This is a genomic window from Candidatus Thiodiazotropha sp. AKAK2 (genome assembly GCF_058244685.1).
The window spans coordinates 120,820-142,102 of record NZ_JBSYOP010000038.1 but is presented as its reverse complement, the minus strand read 5'-3'; the positions used below and the strand labels follow the sequence as shown (position 1 = coordinate 142,102).

At 55.3% G+C, this 21,283-nt stretch carries 10 protein-coding genes; 4 read left to right on the top strand and 6 right to left on the bottom strand.

Annotated features, from left to right (window positions below; translation table 11 throughout):
• Positions 1 to 6: 6 nt before the first annotated feature.
• From AC4IE8_RS20730 to AC4IE8_RS20715, 4 genes are all read right to left on the bottom strand, one after another.
• Positions 7 to 1,560: a proton-conducting transporter transmembrane domain-containing protein gene (locus tag AC4IE8_RS20730; protein WP_490791935.1), complete on the bottom strand. Its 1,554-nt coding sequence runs from the start codon at positions 1,558 to 1,560 to the stop codon at positions 7 to 9.
• Complete coding sequence (locus tag AC4IE8_RS20725) at positions 1,553 to 4,873, bottom strand: DUF2309 domain-containing protein (RefSeq protein ID WP_490791934.1); 3,321 nt, start codon at positions 4,871 to 4,873, stop codon at positions 1,553 to 1,555. Before AC4IE8_RS20725 ends, AC4IE8_RS20730 begins: the two co-directional genes overlap by 8 nt.
• Positions 4,874 to 4,881: 8 nt before the next feature.
• Positions 4,882 to 6,342 carry a complex I subunit 4 family protein gene (locus AC4IE8_RS20720; RefSeq protein ID WP_068992280.1) on the bottom strand — a complete coding sequence of 487 codons (1,461 nt, stop codon included), beginning with the start codon at positions 6,340 to 6,342 and terminating at the stop codon, positions 4,882 to 4,884.
• A gap of 63 nt (positions 6,343 to 6,405) precedes the next feature.
• Positions 6,406 to 8,172, bottom strand: coding sequence for a SulP family inorganic anion transporter (locus AC4IE8_RS20715; protein ID WP_490791933.1), 1,767 nt, complete (start codon positions 8,170 to 8,172; stop codon positions 6,406 to 6,408).
• A 574-nt stretch (positions 8,173 to 8,746) separates the two neighbouring features.
• Here AC4IE8_RS20715 and AC4IE8_RS20710 point away from each other — a divergent pair.
• The 4 genes from AC4IE8_RS20710 to AC4IE8_RS20695 all read left to right on the top strand — a co-directional run bounded on the left by AC4IE8_RS20710 (position 8,747) and on the right by AC4IE8_RS20695 (position 16,713).
• Positions 8,747 to 10,168: an RCC1 domain-containing protein gene (locus AC4IE8_RS20710; RefSeq protein ID WP_490791932.1), complete on the top strand. Its 1,422-nt coding sequence runs from the start codon at positions 8,747 to 8,749 to the stop codon at positions 10,166 to 10,168.
• Between the two features lie 316 nt (positions 10,169 to 10,484).
• Positions 10,485 to 12,113 (top strand): methyl-accepting chemotaxis protein, encoded by a 1,629-nt coding sequence (locus AC4IE8_RS20705; RefSeq protein ID WP_490791931.1) that lies wholly within the window; start codon positions 10,485 to 10,487, stop codon positions 12,111 to 12,113.
• Between the two features lie 431 nt (positions 12,114 to 12,544).
• Positions 12,545 to 14,722 carry a hypothetical protein gene (locus tag AC4IE8_RS20700; RefSeq protein ID WP_490791930.1) on the top strand — a complete coding sequence of 726 codons (2,178 nt, stop codon included), beginning with the start codon at positions 12,545 to 12,547 and terminating at the stop codon, positions 14,720 to 14,722.
• 23 nt (positions 14,723 to 14,745) lie between these two features.
• Complete coding sequence (locus tag AC4IE8_RS20695; RefSeq protein WP_490791929.1) at positions 14,746 to 16,713, top strand: hypothetical protein; 1,968 nt, start codon at positions 14,746 to 14,748, stop codon at positions 16,711 to 16,713.
• A 97-nt stretch (positions 16,714 to 16,810) separates the two neighbouring features.
• On the opposite strand, the gene AC4IE8_RS20690 is transcribed toward AC4IE8_RS20695, so the two are convergent.
• The gene (locus AC4IE8_RS20690; RefSeq protein WP_490791928.1) at positions 16,811 to 19,972 is read right to left on the bottom strand and encodes an efflux RND transporter permease subunit; all 3,162 of its coding nucleotides are present in this window, start codon (positions 19,970 to 19,972) and stop codon (positions 16,811 to 16,813) included.
• Positions 19,969 to 21,282: an efflux RND transporter periplasmic adaptor subunit gene (locus tag AC4IE8_RS20685; protein WP_490791927.1), complete on the bottom strand. Its 1,314-nt coding sequence runs from the start codon at positions 21,280 to 21,282 to the stop codon at positions 19,969 to 19,971. The genes AC4IE8_RS20690 and AC4IE8_RS20685 overlap by 4 nt, the downstream gene beginning before the upstream one ends.
• Between the last annotated feature and the right edge of the window lies 1 nt (position 21,283).

Genomic DNA, 21,283 nt, shown 5'->3' with positions numbered 1-21,283 from the left:
GCCCTCCTAGAGAATCACCGCAAAGGTCGCCATGACCAGCAGAATCAGATAACGGGGCTCAGTCAGCAACTGCTCGACCCGTTCCACCAGTGTGCCGATGCGATGCATCGAATCCCACAGACTGGCGCCGCCCTCCCGTAACACCAGGTGGGACTCGAACCAATACAGCAGGTTGGCCAGCCAGGCCATCAGTCGACCGGCCACACCGGTGGCCTGATTGACATCCACCGGGCCGCCCGGTTTCTGCTGTTGGATTGCTTCCCACTGGCTCAGCGAGGAGACACTGCGGGAGTAGATCGGCAGGCCGACCAGACGGGTCACCACCTGTTCGTCGAAATACTGCACATCCTTGGCCAGGGAGTTGGTCGGTCTGACCAGTAGCACATCGGCCAGTGGATCGAGCCAGAAGCGTTGCAGTGAGGCCCGATGCAGCCAGCGTTGGCGGGACAGCCACTCAGGCACCGCTGGGGTGGGCTTGTCGATCTGATTGACCAGGCCGGGGGAGGCGAGAAACTGGAAAACCCGCCAGATGGCGTGTAGCGCCAGATGCCAGGCTGCCAGGGTGAACCAGCCCATGCCGCACCAGAAAAACATCCAACCCAGTTGCGTAGTGGTGGCGAACATCAATGAACTTTTGATGTCGGTCTGACTCAGTCCGGAGAGCCAGCCGTAGGCCACGGTCAATAAACCCAGCAGGGCAATGATCACCATGATTGCCGGTGCCTGCTGTAGCAATGGGGCGAGGCGAATCATCAGGATCACACCCGCATGCACCATCAACGAACCGTAGAAGATGGCCGAGGTCGGTGTCGGTCCTTCCAGAGCCCTGGAAATCCATGGAGAGAATGGGATCTGAGCCGATTTGGCCAATGCAGCGATGACAAAGCCCATAATCACCACGCCGGCAGCCAGGGTGTCCAGCTCACTGCCATGGCGGGCGATCTCCGGCCACTCCACACTTCCCAGCCAGTAGAGGGAGAGGGCGATTCCGAGGATGAACCCCGCATCGCCGATGCGGTTGGTGACGAATACCCGCACCGCATTTCTGGTGGCCGTGGTTCGTTCGATCGCATAACCGATCAACAGATAGGATGTGACACCGGCAATCTCCCAGCCGACAAAAGCCAACACCGCATTGCCGGCAATAACGATCAGCGACATGGCGCCGGAAAAGAGGCTGAGCAGTAAGAAGGCGCGCTGAAATCCTGCTTCCCGATGCAGGTAGTTGACCGAGAACCTGAGGGTCAGCAAGGCGATCAGGGTTATCACCGGCAGCAGTGACAGGCCGATAACATCCAGACTGAAACTGATCGACAGTTCGATCTTGCCACTGCTGAACCACTCACCCAGGATGACCTGCCCGGGAGGGCCCTGCCAGAGGCCCATGATGGCCAGAGCCAGACTCAACAGAAATGCAATCGCAGCAGCCGATAGTGCGATATGAGCGGTCAGCTGTTCACCCGCTTCCCCTCTGTTGAAGTTGAGGATGTAGCCAAGTGCGATAAAGGCGGCTGCGAGCCAATAGACGAAGGGGACCAGCCACACACTCTGCTCAATCATCAGCGGTATCCTCCATCGGCGTTTTGATCAATGCGGTAGGCAGTGCGCCTGATGAGCCCAGATACCAGGCTTCCGATTTATCCACCTTGGTCAGGGGTCGCTCATCCGCTGCCTGCCAGGCTATCCATCCCTGGCGGGGATTGAACAGCTTCAACTCGCCGCTCTGTGGGTCGATGGCCACCAACTGTACCCAGTCGTTGCCAACCAGTTGCTGCAATGGCGGTTGACGTTGGTAGATGGTGGTGAGGATCTCTGTGCTGGCCTCAACCACCACCAGCAGACGCATCGCTTCATGGATCTCGATCATCTGGCGGGGCAGGCCGGTTCGAAGATCCGAACTGGCACCCTCCATGACCCCGAGAAAACCGGTCACATTGTGGGTGACCTTGGATCCGCTGCCATAGTTTTCGTTGTCCACCGTGGAGAAGTAGTACTCGAGGCTGATACCGGCACCCACCGCACCATTGATCAGCAGGTGGCGCTCCAGCACCTCTCCTTGCGGATCGGTGCTGGCATCGTAAGAGATCAGAAACGCCCGTCGGTCGAAGAATGCACCCCGGCTGAGACTGCGCCGACCGATGAAGGCGCAGGCGTTGGTGGCATGGCCCAGCTCAGGCCGGGCCTGTGAGAAGTCGTTGGCACGGCCTGCCACATGATCCATCGCCTGTTGGTCGGTCAGATTGTGCGGTGCGGAGGCGAAGCGTCTGCAGCGCTCCCGGGCGTGACGTTGACTGGCCTGTATCAGGGCCTGGTCAAGTTGGTCGGCGGCCGCTTTCAGCGAGTCGGGTATCAGGTCCAGGTCATAGCAGATGACCTGATCGCTGCAGGTGTCGTGCTCTGCACCGATGAACCAGCTCCCAGCCGGGATTTCGATGCCCCGTTCACTCAGCAGTTTACGCACCTCGGTGCGGTTGGCCATGGCTGCGACCAGTCGGGCATTGGGGCCACTGAAACGACCGGAGCAGGCACCGCAGTTGTAGGCGGAGGTGTGTGGATTGTTCTGATTTCTGGAGCCATGTCCAAGGATCATCACCAGCGGGCTGAAGCCACTGGTGAGGCCGGTAGCCTTCAGCAGGGTCTGCACCCGGTCGGCCTGCTCGATATCGGTAAATCCCAGGCGTGGCGCCTGCAGTGTTGCTTCCGGACTCTCATTGGGTGCTGTGAAATCGATGCGGGTCTGCAGATCCTTTTCAAAGCCGCTTTTAAGTCGTTGCTGCAAACGGCCAAACAGACCGGGTGCGAGGACCTTGCCAATCAGCACCGGCAGGGTCAGCGGAGCAGCCAGTGCTGAAAGCAGGCCGGGCAAAACAATACCCTGGCGGGTCATCTGCAGAAGTCTCTGGTGGCCCTGATTGAGCAACGTGTGACGTTTTCTGTGTTGTGCACCCAGGGTGGCCAGCTCAGCAGCCGGCTGTTCGCATACCTGATGAACCGGAATCACCGGTGCCGGGATTACCGGCGCCAGCGGGGCCGCGGTTGTATCGTCCAGTCCCTGCCAATTGTGGGGCACATTGAAGTGGGCGGCAGCACCCAGGGTCTCAACTTCCGGGTAGATCTCTTCCAGATGACGCCGGATACCCTCCTCACGATCATCCATGCAGAAGATCAGTTGTGCAGCAGGCGCACCATCACGATCGGTCCAGGCTCCGCGACCATGATTCTGTGCTAGGGCCTTGAGAATGTTGTCCCGATAGTGTTTTTCGTAGGCTTTCAGCCAGATATAGCCCTGGCGGTCCTCATCCAGTTCATCCAGCGCGGTGAATATCGCACCGATCTGATCGAAAGTGAGTTGGCTCACTTGGCTGCCACACCAGCCCAGGTGCTGAGCAAGCTGGAACAGGGGCCAGGCGCCGTCGCACAGGGTTGGCCGATCCTGACCTTGCGACTGGCCACTGCTCAGGCGCCAGGTCCAGATCAGTTGTGCCAGGTGGTTCCAGTGTTTCGCATTGGCCGGGGCATCCCCCTGCTCAGGGGCGTGCAGCGCCCGTTGTGCGCGACTGGCGAGATATTCCGGCAGACGGCTGTTGAACAGCGCCTCCCTGACGGTGAACTCATCAAACTGATGGCGGAAATACCAGCGCAGCATGTCGAGACTCGACTCGATATTGAAGTGCTGGGCACAGAGATTGTGGGCATGGATCCGTTCCAGGACCAGGCGAACCGCAAGGTAGTCGAGCATCTCCACCGGTGCGGCGAGGGATTCATAGTTCGGATTGTTATGCCGCCAGAGCACCATGCCTGACCAGCCAGGCAGTTCGAGTGCCAGCCGTTCAAGATAGCCAGTCCACTGCTCCTGTGCCAGCCCCATGCGATGCAGTTCGCTGATGATGGTCTCCAGGGGATCGTTGTCCAGCAGTTCAAAGTGCTGCTGCCAGCCTTCGATGCCGGCCAACTGCCAGGCAGGGTCGGTAGCGGCCTGGGATCGCCAGAAGTGGTAGAAACCACCTTCGGTAAACTCCGCTTGCCAGCTCGATACCCCCTGGTCGAGAAAATTGCCCAGTCCCCTGATCAGCTGGGGTCTGATGGCTTCAAGCAGGTCCTCACCTGTCAGTGAAAGCAGCAGGTCGCGCATGGTCTTACTCTGGCCAAGCTGCGCCAACATCTCATCCAGTCGCAGATGAGCTGAATGCTCCATCAATTGGCTGCTGCTTTGTGAGCTGGTCTGGTTGTCGCGGCCATCCAATAGATCATGGAGCAGGGTTTCAGCCAGATCGGGAGCCAGGTCGAACAGCTCCTCCGGATGGGTTGGATCGTAGGAGAGGTTGAGGACTGCAAGGCAGGCTTGCCAGAGATGCTCAACTGCCGCTGACTCAGTGCCCTGGCCTGCAGTTTCCGCGTCCGCCAGCAGTTGTCTGCGGGCTGTGACGGGCAGTTCGGGATTGAGCTTTTGCAGTGCACCGTTCTCCTCGATCTGCCAGTTGAGCTGGCAGCCGGAGACAATCGTGGCGGGCATGATCATTGCCGCCAGGTAGACATCGCTGCGCTTCAGTTGATATTGATCGGTTTCCGCCAACAGCAGTTCGGGCTGTAACGCTGTTTCCTCATCAATCCCGTGTCGAAGTTCATCCCGGGTAATCCTTCCCTGACGGAGGAATGCCTGATAGCGCTCAAGCGGAAGATAACCCCGGGCCCCGGTCAGACGGCGGGCCGTTGCCAGGGCTTCAGGAAAGGGGAGATGCTGATAACCGTGCAGTGTATTGTGATGCACGAAATCCCGGATCGGTGCCTGACTGGGCAGAGTGTGTGCAAGATGATCGATCGCCGCTCTGATCTGTTCTCGGATCTCCTGGCTTGGTGAATGAGTTTGCTGCATAACCGGCCTCACAACCTGAACAGCTCAGCGAGCTGGTATGCGGAGGCGTTGACCAGACTCAATACCGGCCCCGGCAGGAAACCAAGCAGCAGGGTAAAGGCTGCCAGAGTAGCTGCCGCGATCAGTTCCGAAGGGCGCAGATCCTCTACATTCTGCATCCCCGGACGAACTGGCCCGGTAAACAACTGATTGATGGTGCGGACCGCATAGGCGGCACTGAGCAGCACTCCAAGAGTCAGTAGAGCGGCCGCCCAGCCCCAACGGGAGAATCCACCGATCAGGGTATTCAGTTCCGCGATAAAGCCCGCCGTACCCGGCAGGGATACTGCAGCGATAAAGGCCAGGGTGGTAAAGAAGGCAAATCTGGGCATTACCCGCACCAGGGAACTGTAGTCCATCACATTGCGGGTGTGGGTTCTTTCATAGAGTAATCCGATCAGCAGAAACAGCGAACCGGCTACCAGGCCGTGTGCCACCATCTGCATCAGTGCACCGTGCAGACCCGCCAGATTGAGGGCGGCAATGCCCAGTAACACCACACCCATGTGGCTGATCGAGGAGTAAGCGATCATCGCTTTGAGATCGCTGTGCCGCCAGGCGAGCAAGCCACCGTAGATCAGACTGATGAAGGCGAGTATGGCGAGTACCTCCTGCAGTGCCATCACCGCATCCGGCAGCATACTCGCCGCCCGCAGCAGACCATAGGAGCCCATCTTCAACAGAATGCCTGAGAGCAGAATCGATACCGGACTGGGTGCCTCCACATGAGCCAGGGGCAACCAGCCATGGAGTGGAAAGATCGGCATTTTCACCCCAAAACCGATCAGCAGGCCGAGAAAGATCAATATCTGGGTCTGTTGGGGTAGCAGTCGGCTCGTCTCGGTCATCGCATCCATGGCGAAGCTGTGACCCGGCACGGAATCGAACAGCACCAGGATGCTGATCAGCATGAATACCGATCCACCCATGGTGTAGAGGACAAAATTGAGCGCTGCCCCGTGGCGGTTGCTGCCACCCCATCGGTCGATCAGGAAAAACAGGGGAATCAGGGTCAATTCCCAGAAGACATAGAAAAGGGACCAGTCCTGGGCCAGGAATACACCCAGCATGGCTGATTCAAGCAGCAGCACCAGCATGTAGTACCCCTTGACCCCTTGACGGATGGCGCTGGAAGCGAGCAGAGCGACCAAACTCAATAGGGTGGCAAGCAGCACCATCGGGTAGGAGAAGCCGTCCAGTCCAAGTGTGAAGGTGGTGCCGAGACGGGTATTCCACTCGGTCTGATGGACAAACTGCAACCCGGCCTGGTTTTGATCGAATGCCCCCAGGTAGGACCAGGCGAGCAGCAGGGTCGCTGCAGAGGCAAACAGGGCGGTGTAGCGGATCAGGCGTACCCCGTCTCTGGGCAGAAACAGCATTGCCAGGACACCGGCAAAGGGTGTCAGCATCAGGTAGATCAGACTAGGCATGGAAGCCTGCCAGCGAAAATGGCACTCGAGATAAGTGCCATTCGCAGAACCTGCTCATCGGTATCAAGCTCGGCTGCTGGCGAGTGGTGACCTGAGTGGGCAGCTATTCCGGTCGTAGCTGTCGCCCAGCTGATCCCAGACATAATTGAGCGCCAGACCGATCCGTGAGTAGAAGATCTCATCACCCATTTTGTCTTTCAGACCGGTACGACGGATGGTATCCATGAACTGCTTTTTCATTCTGGCGACCACCAGGGTGATTCCCTGAGCCTGCAGTCGCTCCCAGAGATGGTGCAGAACCTCTTCGCCGGTGGCATCGATCTGATTGATGCCCTCACCATCCAGAATGATGTATTTGAGATCCGGATTGGCGGCCACTACGCCGAGCATTTTGGTCTCGAAATAACCGGCACTGGCAAAATAGAGCGAGCCATCGAAGCGTACCACCGAGATCTGCGAGCTGGTCTGCAGCTTACGCACCCGGATATCCCGCATGGTGCCGTCCTTGTAGCGGGAGAGTTGAGCGAAACGTGGACGCATGGTGCGCCACAGAAACAGTCCCAGAGAGAGCAGTACGCCGACGATGATGCCTTTGTCGAGATGTGGGGCGAATGCCAGGGTCAGCACAAAGGTGACCACCGAAACCACCGCATCGTGTGGCTCGGCTTTCCAGGCATGGATGATCGGGTCGATCTTGATCAGATTGATGACCGCCATGATGATCACCGCGGCCAGTGTTGCCTGGGGCAGATGATAGAGCAGCGGGGTCAAAAAGATCAGGGTGATCATCACCACCACACCGGTGACGATGGAAGAGAATCCGGTGATCGCACCGGCATTGATGTTGACCGCAGAGCGGGAGAAGGAACCCGATACCGGGTAGCCGGAAAACATGCCTGAGAAGACATTCGACAAGCCTTGCCCAATCAGCTCCTGATTGGCATTGAGGCGCTGTCGGGTTCTGGCTGCCATCGCTTTGGCGATGGAGATCGCCTCCATGAAACCGATCAGGGATATGGTGATCGCGGCCGGAATCAGGGACCAGATGGTGGTTACCTCGAAGGTCGGTATGGAGAAGCTTGGCAGACCGTCCGGGATGGTGCCTACCACTTTACCGCCGGCATCGGCAAAACCGGTCGTCCAGGCCAGTACCGTGGTCACTACCACAGCGATCAATACACCGGGCATTGCCGGATAGAAGCGCTTGACTCCCCACATGATGCCAAACGCGATCAGCGCCATCAGCAGGGTCGGAGCGTGGGTCCCCTCGGCGGCGGCAAGCAGGGTGTTCCAGACAGTCTCATAGTGGTGCTCCGCCCGTTCCGCAAAGACGCCGAAGACCTTGCCCAGTTGTGAGGTGGCGATAATCAGTGCGCCGGCATTGGTAAAACCGACCACCACAGGATGGGAGAGAAAGTCCACCAGCACACCGAGTTTGAACAGACCGAGAAACATCTGGAAGATGCCAACCATCAGTGCCAGCAGCATGGCGTAGGCTAAATAGGTGTCGGGTGAAGTGGCCAGGGGTTCCAGTGCGGCGGCGGTCATCAGCGAGACCACGGCGACCGGGCCGGTGGCGAGTTGTCTCGACGAACCGAACAGGGCGGCGATCATCGGCGGCAGGAAGGAGGCGTAGAGACCGTAATAGACCGGCAGACCGGCCAGTTGTGCATAGGCCATGGATTGGGGAACCAGCACCAGGGCAACAGTTATGCCCGCGATGAGATCGGCCCGAACCGTCTTTTTGTCCTTGAGTTCGCCGATCCATTGCAAATAAGGGATAAAAGCGTTTTTCCAGCCCGCCATCAAACTTCTAATATGATCCCACATTGTTGCTCACCCACTTTTTAGCTGCCTACACCTACCATCTGACACGATGTGCAGCACCTGGGGCCTGATAAGGGGGGGGCAGGTCGTTTCCTGACGTCCCTAAATTGCCACGCTTTATTGTTTTTTTTGATTTTGCGAAGGCGCGGTCGTACTGCGTCGTAAGCTGTTGTTATACATTTTTTGCCTAGAAAACCCGTTCCTAGAACGGATCAAGGGTAAAGGAATCGCCGTAAAATTGAAAGCGGAATTGGGAATTTACTCCCCATCGAAGCGCTGCTTACTTGAGCAAAATGGTCGGGAATTTCTCAGGCGGGCTCTTTTCTGGAAGTTCTGATCGAACTCATCCACGAGGATTTCTTGAACAGTATCAGGGAGAAAATTAGAACTTTAAGTAACAAGAACCAAAACCTGATGAATCTGACTAATCCTTCTTGCCTTTAATTTGACCAACTTAACAGTCTGCAAAAGTAATAGAACTGTAAAACTCAATAAACAATGTTAAGTTTCCGATAGTTGTGATGGCCGTTGTTTGATGTGCGGTCTTTTTGTGATTAGCCAAACTCAGAGGTATTCAGTGAAAGTCTTCTCTTGGAAAAATGTGGTAAGCGGGATCCTGGTCATTCTGTCGATCTCAATCTTCAGTCAGGCCCATGCAGCCAAGCCGTTGTTGGAAGGTGGGAATGAAGTGGGGTTCGTGGTACGTGCCTCGGACGGTACAGCCTGGGGTTGGGGTGACAATCGCAATGGCGAACTGGGAGACAGCACTGGCGAGATGAGTACATTACCTGTCAAAGCACTGGATATCGCCGATATCGTCGACATTTCCACTGATGACTTCTACTCATGGACAGCTGCAGCACTGTCTGACGGCACGGTCTGGGTCTGGGGTAACGTTCTTGGTCGAATGACACACTACATGCCGTTCCAGATTAGGGGGTTCAGCAATATCGTGGATGTCGCAGCAGGACCCTGGCCGATGGCGGCAGTGGGTGCTGACGGTTCGCTTTGGGAATATGCCTTGAACAGTGTCTTCAACGATGACGAACCAAGGCAGATCAATGGGGTTAATAATGCTGTGTCGGTTGCAGTATCCCTCAACAACCCCTACGTTTTGCGAAATGACGGTACGGTCTGGACCTGGGAGCAGGTGAGTGCCTATGACGAGACCCTGGGATACTCGGTGTTGGTCGATGAACTGACCCAGATCGATGGCCTGACCGATATTGTACAGATCGATGGCGGTTATGATCACGCCCTGGCCCTGCGTGCGGACGGCACCATCTGGGCCTGGGGTAAAAACGCCTATGGCCAACTTGGCAATGGTAGCTTCGAGAACAGTAATAGTGCGACACAGGTAGAGGGTTTAACCGGTGCCTATGACATCTCAGCCGGTTATCGGCAAAGTGCTGCTGTTCTGTCCGATGGCAGTGTCTGGACCTGGGGTCGTTGGAAAAGCAGTATCACCGACTTTGTCTCCTTTCCTGAGCAGGTAGGCGGTTTTACCAATGCGGTTCAGGTCTCCACCGGTAGAGGGTTGGGCGGCCTGGTGATGGACAGGGATGGTGATGTGGTCACCTACAATGTCAACACGGTCACTGCCATACCCAATGAGGATGACAGCGCCTTATTAAGTGTCGGTCCGGTTCTGGAGTCGCAGATCCCAACGGCCTGCAGACCGACCTACTTCATGAATGGCAAGCTGCACCTGCCTTGTGTCCACCTGGGTGGGAGTACCCTTTATGATGTAGAGCTCAGTCTGCAAGCAGAGGGTAATTTGAGGTTCGCCGTGGATGCGGCGACTGAATTCACACCCTCTACCCAGTTACAGCAGCGTAATTGTATGACCACCTTTGCCGATGGAGAGGCTGATATCACTTGTCTGGTGGCGATGGATGTCACTCTGGGTCTGGATAATCTGCTGAATGTGGTTTTAACCCACTCGCTGGATTCCGATACGACCACACTGTTAGATCTTACACAGATCACTTCCTACTGATTGCGAAGAACCCGGCGACCAAGAGTTCGCTCGCCGTCGCCGGGTCAGCATCCCGCTTTAACCTGATCCTCTGGGAATCAACTCTACCGCTCGTCAGGCGGATCCATGCCGGTCTCTCTTGTTGCAAATCGATTCATTGGCATGTTTTGAACATAGCCAGGGCATTGATCTGCAATCTCTATGATTGGCTCTTTTCTTCCGATTTTTTCCATCATTACAGCAAGATGGCGTGCTTAAGATACGGTGCAGCATGCCGTTAGAGAGCCATAGACAGTTTCCTGTCTGAGATCGTTATTTTACTTGGAGGTGGTATGCCATGATCGGCACTGGTCTTTCTATTCGGGCAAAACTGATGGCAGTAACCGGCATCACGTCAGCACTCTTTATATTTGCACTCTACTACACGCTCACCGGTACTGATCAGGTCAGTCAGCACTTCACCAGCTTCATTGAACAAGATCAAAAACGCATTGAACTGTTGCGCACCATGCAGGCTGAGGGCTCCCAGGCCGTTATCGCAGCAGCGAAAAAAGTGATGGTCCCCAGTCTGGTTCCACCAGCAAAAGTTGCGGCCAAAGCTGGAGAACAGTTCGATCAGGCGCTGCATGCCGTCAACGCACTCTATAGGGATGACCCGGCAGGGTATGCCAAGCTCAAAGAGATCTCAGAACTGTGGGCGCAATGCCTGCCGAATGCCCTGGCAGTCATCAAATATATCGACGAGGGCAGGCGTGATGAGGCAAAAGGGCTGTTCACTGCTAAGGTGCAGAAGAGCTGGGGCAATATCCGTAAACGTCTGCAACCTTTGCTTATTGCTGAAACCGAACGTACTGCGATTACCCAGCAAACCGTCAGGACGGAGGTGGCGGATATCTTTATGGCCGGTACCGGTCTTGGGGTGATGGCGCTGTTGATTGGGTTGCTGCTGAATTTTCTGATCAGCCGTAACATCATTTGCAGTATCAACCGGGTTGCTGATGGTCTGGAGTTGATCGGCGCCGGAGATGGAGATCTTACTCAGCGTCTGCCGTTGGCGGGTGGGGTTGAGCTGGAGAGGTTGGCGAGCGGTTTCAATCAGTTTGCCTCGGAAACTCAAAGCCTGGTACGCAAGGTCGCAAACTCCTCCCAACAGATGAACTCTTTTTCAGCGGAGCTGGCTGAAGTCGCGCAAGCTTCCAAAGCCACAGCTGATCAACAGGATGAAGCAATGAGACAGGTGGCAACCGCCATGACGGAGATGACAGCGACCGTGAAAAGTGTCGCAGCGAGTGCAGCGGGCGCCGCGACAGCGGCGGAAAACGCCGATGATCAGGCAAAACATGGCAGTCAGGTAGTCGATCAGACGCTGCAGGCGATCGAAACGCTATCCCAGGGTGTTGAGCAGGCGAGTAACGATATGAAAGCGCTTGAGGAGGAGACCGCCCAGGTTGGTGTTGTGGTGTCTGTCATCAAGGGGATTGCCGAGCAGACCAATCTACTGGCCTTGAATGCGGCCATCGAAGCAGCACGCGCCGGTGAAATGGGCAGAGGCTTCGCTGTGGTTGCCGATGAGGTCCGAACCCTGGCCAGCCGTACCCAATCTTCTACCCGTGAAATCAACGATATTATCGAACGCCTGCAGGAGGGTGCACGCAAAACAGCCGGTATGATGGAGGGGCGTCGTGACGATGCGGTGGAGACACTCAATCAGGCCGCTCAGGCGGGTACGGCACTGGACGAGATTACCCGGGTGGTTGCAGACATCCGGGATATGAACGTTGAGATTGCCAGTGCGGCCGAGGAGCAGGAGGTGGTGTCGCTGGAGATCGAAAGGAATACCGCGAGTGTCGGGGCGTTGTCACTACAGAACAAAAGCTCAACATCACAGACCGAAGCAACGGGTTTGGAGATGCAGACAATCTCCAACCAGATTTCACAGCTGGTGGGACGTTTTAAGATCGATTGATCCGGGACTCATTCAATACACCCCGTTACGACTGAAAAAAGCGCCTATCAAGGCGCTTTTTTTATGGCAGGCACTATACAGAAGTATGTGTATCGATTCGACTTCAGGATGCCCATCTAGCTCTAGAGATAGGGATCTCATAGTGCTGAAACCATAGCGTCAATTCTCAAGTTTCATTCAGAGTAATCAATCATTTCACCTGCCAGTAAATCCCTCTAATAATAAGTTGATAATTCCCCTATCAGGAAAGGTAAATTAGTGCTTGGATAAAGGATGATAAATTTCAAAAAAACTGAAATCCGGATTAATAACTTTTCGCAATCGTGATTGATTGTTTGCCAAAAGCTCTTTAACGAACAATACAAATAAGTAGGGGAATCCATATGGATAGAGGCGTGGGTCATTATGCTACTGGTTTTACGAAAAGGTCATTGCTTCGGTTGACCGTTTTACTCTCGGCTCTCCTGTCTGCCGTTGTTTTGGCGCAAACACCACCCCCCGCAGTTGTCCAGTCGAGTCAGAAGCCGCTGCAGCTGGTGGTTGAAAACAGGACCGGGTATGAGGTCGATGTGCTCTATCAGCAGAACGACCAATATGCATTCCACACCAGCATTCCCGATGGTCAGGATATGGTGCAGCAGGTTACCCCTGGTTTCGTCTGGTTCTTTGGCGCTGGCGGCGAAACCATTATCACCCAGTATCGGACCAACTCGGAACAGCAGCAGCGATTGTTGCTTACACCGGAGATGATCGTCTCAGCAGGATTACCCCCAGCCACTTCGGCAAGCACTGCTGCCGCTGAGCAACAGGGTTCGGTACTGCCGGCCGAGTTGCCGCCACCGAAATTCGTCAAAGGGCCTGAAGTCGAGAACGATATCCCGGTCAAACAGGCGTTCGATGAACAGGCAGCGATCGAAGAGTTGGAGCCGATCCGTGCACCCTTGGTTGAGTGGTACAACATCAGTAATGAAGCGTTTGCGATTCTGACTTCAGATACAGCCTTTCTCACCGCCACGGAATCGGGTGCACTGACTGTTTTCAAACAGCCGAAAGGCACTGCCGCTGATACAAAGTCCGGCTGGATGGCCACGGAGGTGGAAGGTAAAGAGGGTATCTATCGAATCAACAATCTCTATATGAACGACAGCTATCTCTATATCGATGAGCTGGCTACCCAGGGTTCACCAGTCAAACTGGGCCCTGAAGGTATGACTTCCCCCACCGGTGAGTGGCGTATCGACAAGGGCCAGACCTATACCTTCCTGGCCAACGTGGTGCGACCCAACCTGAAGATTGGCGTGCGTGACGGCAAAGTGGGCTTAAGCTCTCAGCCTTATAATCGAGCCGAATATATCGATGAGATCAAAGCCCACCAAGCGGGGGATGCCTTTGTCTTATACAGTGCCGAGGCATACCAGACCATCCTCGGTCTGGTGCCTGCCCTGAGTCAGATGGCGGAAAATGTGCGTATTCTCGAAGAGCAGGAAGCGAAGCGTCAGGCCGCCATCGAAGAGAAGAAACGCCAGGCGGAGGCGGCAGAAAGGGAGCGGCGCCGAATCGCGGCGATACCCCAAGTGAATCGCACACGCAGCCATGTGACCAGCAGGATGGGAGTCGGTGATGTCTATGATGGTGAAAATGGAGAGAAGGCCATCAAGTATAAGTTCAATAAGGGTGATAATGTTGAGGTGCTATCGTTTAACCTTCACACCTCAAAGGATCCGGCTAAAACTCAATATCTGGATCTGGCCATCAAGCCTGAGGTCAGCGCCTGGGTGAAGGATGGGGATCTCTATGTGGCGGTAAAGACAGACAAGCAGACCACCCTCAGTCTGCGCCACGGCCAGACCCCGAGTAAGGATTTTCCAACGGATGGCAACTTCTACGTCGGACATGTCCGGGCCAATTTGAGATTCGATGCCGGTCGGGAAGTGCTGTGGAAACCCTCGGTAAAGAACAAAGAGATCGGCTTTGGTTCAAGTTCCGATGTCTCCAAAGGTATCAATGTATCGGCAGAAGAGATCATCGGCGCTGACATGTCGGAGAGTAGCGGCACCAATGTAAATTTCCAGTCCCGGGAGTTCGAGGTTTCCGGTGTGCGGGGGCCCGGACCGCAGATGATCGGTTCGTTGCAGTATGAGTGGGACAGCTGTGCGCTGGCGGATAAACCAAAATCCACCGAACCCTGTACCTATGAGAAGCCGGTGGATCTTTATGATTCGGAGACCCTGAGTCTGCGTAAGATACCTTTGATTGCACACTCGCTTACCGGCATGGAGACAGTCACTGTCTTCAAAAATCGATTTCCAAGGGAAGGCCTCTGGTCGAATGTGCCGATCTATCTGAATATCGATGTACAACTGCATGCAGTGAAGGTGGTCCGCTCATCCAAGAAGAATACCAAGAACAAGGATTGGGAGGATTTCAAAGCGGGATTCACCTACGTCTGGCGCCCCGATTTATGGGATACGGACAAATCCTTCAATGATCAGCATATCATCAAAGAGGCCTTACAGAAGCCGGTCGGCTCAACCTTCAATGCTTCGTTCAAGGTCTACATGCATGCCAATGTGGATGATCTGAAGCCGTTTATGAAGTCCTCTCTGTAGGCGAAAATCAGGAGTGACCATCGATGCTTAAAGCTACGAGAGCGCTATCACTACTCCTTCTCTCTCTTTTGTCGACGACTGTTGCGGCAAAGCTGTCAGCGGATCATCGCTATCTGAAGATTGATTTGGCTGACGCATCAGGCCTGTTGGATCAGGCTGAGCAAAGCGAGCCATCAGTAGATCAATATTCCCTGTTTAAAAAGGTATTGATCGCCAATAGCGGCAGTGGTGTCCCCCAATCTGTCAAAAACAATCGTCGTCGAGACAACGATAACGACAACCGCGGTAACTTTGGCAACAATAACAACAACAATGCCGACAGTGCAGATGACAATAGTGATACGGGTGACTTCAATGGGGAGCCTGCTGTTCCCATTCCGGCAAAGCCGACACGGAAGATCGGTCCACCACCGGTGGTGTCACAACCCGATGCTGATGATGGGGCGGTAAAAGCGGATGCTCCGCCGGTCGATCAGAGACCAGGCTGGGGGGGCAATCCGAAGAGTGTTTGGGGGGATGATCCACAACAGGGTAATCAGGCCAAACCGGATCCCAGGTTTCCTTTTGGCATCCCACCCGGAGTCGATCCCAATAAACCCTTTCCTGCAAACGATGGTAAAGCGAAAGGCTACAACAACGCCCAACAGGCAAAGCCAGATCCAAGATTTCCCTTCGGCATACCGCCCGGCGTCGATCCCAACAAGCCATTTCCAGCGAATGCTGAGAAGGCAAAAGGCTATAACAATGCCAAACCGGTTCAGCAGGTCCAGCAACCACAGCCAAACCCAAACCCAAACCCAAACCCAAAACCGCCGGTGGCTGGCGCTCCTGGTAATGCGGGTAAGCAGCCTGTGCCAGCTACGGGCGGCAAAGCGCAGGGTTACAATAAAGCCAAGCAAAACACTGGCGCCATAGCAAAAACTCAACCACCATTGAATGCTTTGCCAAATGCCAAGCGAGTCTACAATGGAACCATAACTGAATTCTTTAACGGTTCACGTAAGGCCGATGTTGAATATGCCGGACGCGTTGAATGGGTCAATCTCAAGGGTCCGGATGGAAAAACCCTGCGCGATGACTTTGGCCAACCGGTGGCCGAACCTATGCTGATATCCGGTGACCAGCCAGGGGAGCTCGGCAAGAGGCTTGGTGGGGGTGCCAATTCAGTTGTCTATCTGAGTAAATCGAGGCCAAAAGAGCTGGTCAACAAATTTGTCAGAATAACCGATAACAACGGAAACCTCAGACCCTCGAAAGAGCGGACAATTACCGATCAAGCCGTCGGCCGACAAATATTGAAGGACCTGAAAAAACTCAAACCCAAGAGTCCGTTTCGTATTGCCAAACAGGAGGGTAAGGTCAAGATCTGGAAAAAAACCGATAAGTTTGGGATCACCCATCGCTTTGCCTTGACGCGGGATGAAAACATATCCTCCCCCATCTATCACAGTAACGGTGCACCATTCGTCAACAAGGATGGATCGCCTGTGACAGTGACCAATGCGGCAGACCGGATTGCAGAACGTGGTCGATATCTATCGCTCAAAGAGGAGCTGACCATCAACATGGTGATCAGAGAACTCAACCAGAATGGTATTGTCTGGACTGACCACAAGCTTGAGAATCTCGATATCGTAAAAGACAACAGTTCCGTTACCGGATACCGGGTCATCTTTTTCGATTTTGATGCTTTCAGACCGGTGGTGGGAGATTCGAGAAGACATCGCTATAAAGTCGCCCGGGATATGCAAAAGTTTTTTGACAACATCGAGAAGCATGAACGGGCGGGACAGAAGGCGGGAGTCGATATCCATAACTATATGGACTGGACCGTGTTCGCCAACGATAGCTCCTTCAGCTACCTCTATACACCTGGGGCGAATACTTACAGAAAAGAGTACAAGGATTTTGATCGGCTCGATGCGAGAACCTTTAACAAGGCGCTGTTTACCAGTACCGGGAACAATACCATCGGTGTAGAGTTTGAGTAACGCCTAGCGCTGATGGTCGATAGGTTATTGTTGCATACATAACTGTCCCAGTATGAGTCGCAACGATTGATCCGGTGCCTGGCCATCAGCTTGCAGGTCAAACGGATCTTTCGTTTTCGAGGTTTGCATCGGTTTCGTTTAGTTCAATTGGCAGCTCTTCAGATTCATCATCTGCTTGTCCCAGTAGATCGAAATCATCGAGAATGCAGTAGACAGCCGGAACCAGGAACAGGGCTACCAGGGTGGCAGCAGTCAAGCCGAAGGCGATGCTCGCGGCCAACGGGATCAGAATCTGTGCCTGCAGACTCTTCTCCAGCAACAGGGGTGTCAGTCCGGCGATGGTACTGATTGAGGTCAGCAGAATCGGCCGGAAACGTGCTCTGGCGGCATCTTTGGCCGCCTTCATAACGGCGGTTCCCCTGGCGGATGCCTGGCGGATGAAGACCACCAGCAGGATTGAGTCGTTGACCACAACACCGAACAGGGAAGCCATACCAACCATGCTGGGCATGGTCAGATCGAGACCCAGGGCGAGGTGGCCGAACATCACCCCGATCAAGGCGGCGGGGATCACCAGCATCACCGTCAGTGGCGCCATATAGCCTTTGAACTGCAACGCCAGCAACATGTAGACTCCAATCAGACCCAGCAACACATTGCGGCCGATGGACTGGCCGGTTTTGGCTGACTCCTTACTCTCGCCCTGAATATCGAAATGGATATCCGGATAGCGTTCGAGCAGTCCCGGAATGAACTCGGTCTGTGCCAGCGCCAACAGCTCCTGGGCATTGGCCTGGGTGCGATCCACATCCCCCTGTATAGTGACCGTCCGCTGTCTGTCCACCCGGTTGATTCTCGCCCATCCACGTACCTCTTCAATCTCTGCAACGGCCGAGAGGGGGATCAGTCTGCCTTCACTGCCGGCGATGCTCAGGTTGTAGAGATCCTCCGCATCGACCCTGTCACTGGCGATCAACCTCAGATTGACTTCATAACTCTCCGGGCCGATCTGAAATTCATCGATCTTCATACCCTGGTAGGCGGTTCTGACCTGTTCGGAGACCTGCTGGGCATCCAGCCCGAGGACACCGGCACCCGGTTTGAGATGCAGTCTGAACTCCCGTTTTCCCGGGCGAAGGTCATCGCTCAGGTCATTCACACCCTGGTAACCGTTGAGCCAGGCCTGAAGTTCGTTCGAGGCTCTTTTCAATCGCTCCAGATCATATCCCATCAACCTCAGATCAATCGGGCGTCCGCCAGGGCCGAATGCAGGTTCCGTGTATTTGATACTGATCACATCGGTGAGTTGGCCTGTCTCTTCGCGCCACTTGTTGACCACATCATCGAGTCGGGCATCCCTGACCTCTGCGCTGAGCAGATCGGCGACAACACGGGCTACATGTGGACCCGACTCGTAGGCATCCGGATTCTGTCCATAGATGACGGTGACATTGCTGACCAGCGGCAGACTGTCGGGCTGGCTGGGTATGAAGGCCTGGTTGGTCCTTTGCAGGGCCTGGGTGAGTTTTTCAACCACTTCCTCGGTTCTCGACAGGGGGGTGCCCTGGGGCAAAAGAATGCGCGCTTCGAGCACATCCCCATCCAGGTCTGGAAAGCCGACAAACTTCAAGGCGCCACCGGCGGGCACGGCGATGGAGAGAATCAGCATCATGAAGACGATGCCCAGGGTCAGGTAACGGTAGTCCACGGCCCGGTCGACGAGGGGGCCGAACCAGTTGTCCCGGAAGCTGCTGAAACGGGTTTCGAATCCCTGTCTGAAGCGGGAGAGCTTTTTACTTTTCATGTGAGCCAGCGAGTGGCTCAAATGGTGCGGCAGTATGAGAAAGGCTTCCAGCAGACTGACGCTGATTACAATGATCAGCACAATCGGCATGATCCGCAGTATCTGGCCGATATCTCCGGAAATAAACGCCAGCGATCCGAATACCATCAGGGTGGTGGCAAATGAGGATGCGATGCCGGGAAGTACCTGTTTCACACCGGTGATGGCGGCATGCAAGGGTTTGTCCCCTTTGCTCATGCGTGAGGCGATGTTTTCTGCGATCACGATGGCATCGTCCATCAGCAGACCGATACCGATCAGCAATCCGACCATGGAGATCATATTGATGGTGACAGCAAACAGCGGCAGTACAAACAGCGCGCCAAGAAAAGAGACCGGTAACCCCATAGTGACCCAGAAACTGTAGCGCAGACTGAAAAACAGCCACAGCACCAGGAATACCATGATCAATCCCTGGATGCCGTTTTTCACCAGCATGTTCAGACGATCCTGTACCACCGAGGCCCGATCCTGGGTCAGGGTCAGAACGATCCCCTGAGGCGCCTGAAGGCTCTCCTGCTCAACGAATGTCTCCACAGTTGAGAGAACCTCGAGAATATCCTGAGAGCGGGTCTTGGCAATATTCAGTACAGCGGCCCGTTCCCCATTGAAGAGAATTTTGTCTTCATCACGATCGAACCGGTCAGTGATCCTGGCAATGTCGCCCAGTCGAATGGTAGCGCCGGTTGAGCTGGCGATCACCGGCAGGTCGAAGAACTCATCCGCATGTTTCCGCTGATCATCGAAGCGGATCAGGATATCCTCCTGATCACTCTCCAGTCTGCCCGCCGGGGTGCTGATGCTGTGCCGGCGTACCGCATTGGCGATGTCCTGAGCGGAGAGACCGAACTGGCGCAGACGCCAATCGGCAATCTCGATGCGGATATGGTGGTCGGAGAAACCGGATATGGTGACCTCCGCCAGATCGGCCTGGGTCAACAGCTGCGATTTCAGATTTTCCGCGTAGGCTTTCAGGGCAACCGGATCCCGGGGGCCGGTAACCGCCACCGAGATCACCGGTTCGGTTCGTCCCAGCTCTTTGATGATCGGTGGCTCTGTCTGTTCGGGCAGGTCATCGACGGCGTCGATCTCCGCATTCACATCGTCGAGAAAGCGCGCCATCTCCGCCCCTTCGACCATGCTTGCGGTTGCCACGCCAACCCCTTCACTGGCCTCGCAACCCATCTCGTCGAGATCGCTTATGCCTTCCAGCGCATCTTCCAGGCGGCGACAGATGGCATCTTCCACATCTTCGGCAGTGGCGCCTTTGTAGATGACTCTGACCTCAACCTCATCATTCTCGATTTCTGGCAGGGTTTCACGCTGCAGGCCGGGCAGCGCGGTCAGGCCCAGCAGCATGATCGCGGCCATCAACAGATTGGCGGCATTGGGATGACGGGCGAACCAACTGATCATAGCTGACCCCGGGCGCGTTCCTGCAGCAGCGCTTCCATCTGCTGATCCGGAACCGTTTGCAGCAGCATGCCGCTGACAGCCGGTACCAGGTCGGAAATGACAACCCTTTGACCGGGCTGGATGCCGTTCTCGATGACACTGATATCACCCTGGTTGTAGAGAATCTCCACCGGTTGGCGCTGTAACCGATTGTTCTCGTCCGCCAGATAGACGACACCGTTCCTGATGGTGGAGCGGGGCAGGATGATACGGTCTGCCTGGGTTTTGCCTTTCAGCAGTACCTGCACGAACATCCCCTTGGATAGGGGCGGGCGTTGTCCCGGTATGACTTTTTCGAACGGTCGATCCACCGCCACCACGACACCCATGGTGCGGGTGTCCGGATCGACCTTGTCACTGAAGCGGACAAACTCCGCCTGCCATTCGGCTATGGTGGTTCCCAGGTCGAGCCTCAGCAATGGCTCAAAGGCCACCGCTTCGGCCAGATTGCCCCCCAGCATCTCAAACTCAGAGACGTCCCGTCCAATGAACAGACGACGCAGGGACGACATGGGAAAACGGGCCACCACCTCCACCCGATCCACCTCGTCACCCGCCAGCAACAGACCGCCCTTGCTGACAAACTGGTCGATTTCGATTCCCATGTCAGCGACTCGCATATTGAAGGGGGCGTAGACGCTGGTATTTTCCAGATCCCGTTCCGCCTGGCGCTTTTTCGCTTCGAGTACCTTAAGTTTTGTGGGCAGCAGGGCCAGGTTGTTTTTCACATTCTGGACTGCGTTGCGGTTGTTCAGAAGATTCCGTTCCGCGTTATCCAGATCACTCTGTGAGGCGGTCCCTTTTGCGGTCAGTTTGGTGATGCGCTGCAGCTCCCGCTGGGCGATCTTCAGACTGCGTTCCTCAATTGAAAGTGAGGCTTTGACGTTGTTCTCTTCAATCTTCAGTTCAGCCAGCTCTGCGGAGACCTGAGCCAGATTGAGTTCATAGTCCACCGGATCGATCTTCAGCAGCAAGGTCTCCTTGGCGATGATCTCACCATTCCTCAACCTCGGGTGGAGTTCCACGATACGACCGGAGACCTGAGCCACGCCCGACCAGACTCTGGCTGGCTGAATGGTGCCGTAGCCTTCGGCGACCGGGGTCAATGCCAACTGCGGAGCCTCAATTACCCGTACCCGCTTTGTCGGTTCACCCGCCTCACTGGTCACGGGTGGCTGCTTGTTGCCAACCATCACCATCAATACTCCGATCCCAAGCAGGATCGGGGGGATGACCAGGAGTTTGCGCCAAATTGATTTATGATCAGTCATG

Bases quoted from the DNA above. Each gene is read 5' to 3' on its own strand.
- AC4IE8_RS20690 (WP_490791928.1), bottom strand. From the start codon at position 19,972: ATGATCAGTTGGTTCGCCCGTCATCCCAATGCCGCCAATCTGTTGATG.
- AC4IE8_RS20730 (WP_490791935.1), bottom strand. From the start codon at position 1,560: ATGATTGAGCAGAGTGTGTGGCTGGTCCCCTTCGTCTATTGGCTCGCA.
- AC4IE8_RS20715 (WP_490791933.1), bottom strand. From the start codon at position 8,172: ATGTGGGATCATATTAGAAGTTTGATGGCGGGCTGGAAAAACGCTTTT.
- AC4IE8_RS20705 (WP_490791931.1), top strand. From the start codon at position 10,485: ATGATCGGCACTGGTCTTTCTATTCGGGCAAAACTGATGGCAGTAACC.
- AC4IE8_RS20695 (WP_490791929.1), top strand. From the start codon at position 14,746: ATGCTTAAAGCTACGAGAGCGCTATCACTACTCCTTCTCTCTCTTTTG.
- AC4IE8_RS20725 (WP_490791934.1), bottom strand. From the start codon at position 4,873: ATGCAGCAAACTCATTCACCAAGCCAGGAGATCCGAGAACAGATCAGA.
- AC4IE8_RS20685 (WP_490791927.1), bottom strand. From the start codon at position 21,282: ATGACTGATCATAAATCAATTTGGCGCAAACTCCTGGTCATCCCCCCG.
- AC4IE8_RS20720 (WP_068992280.1), bottom strand. From the start codon at position 6,342: ATGCCTAGTCTGATCTACCTGATGCTGACACCCTTTGCCGGTGTCCTG.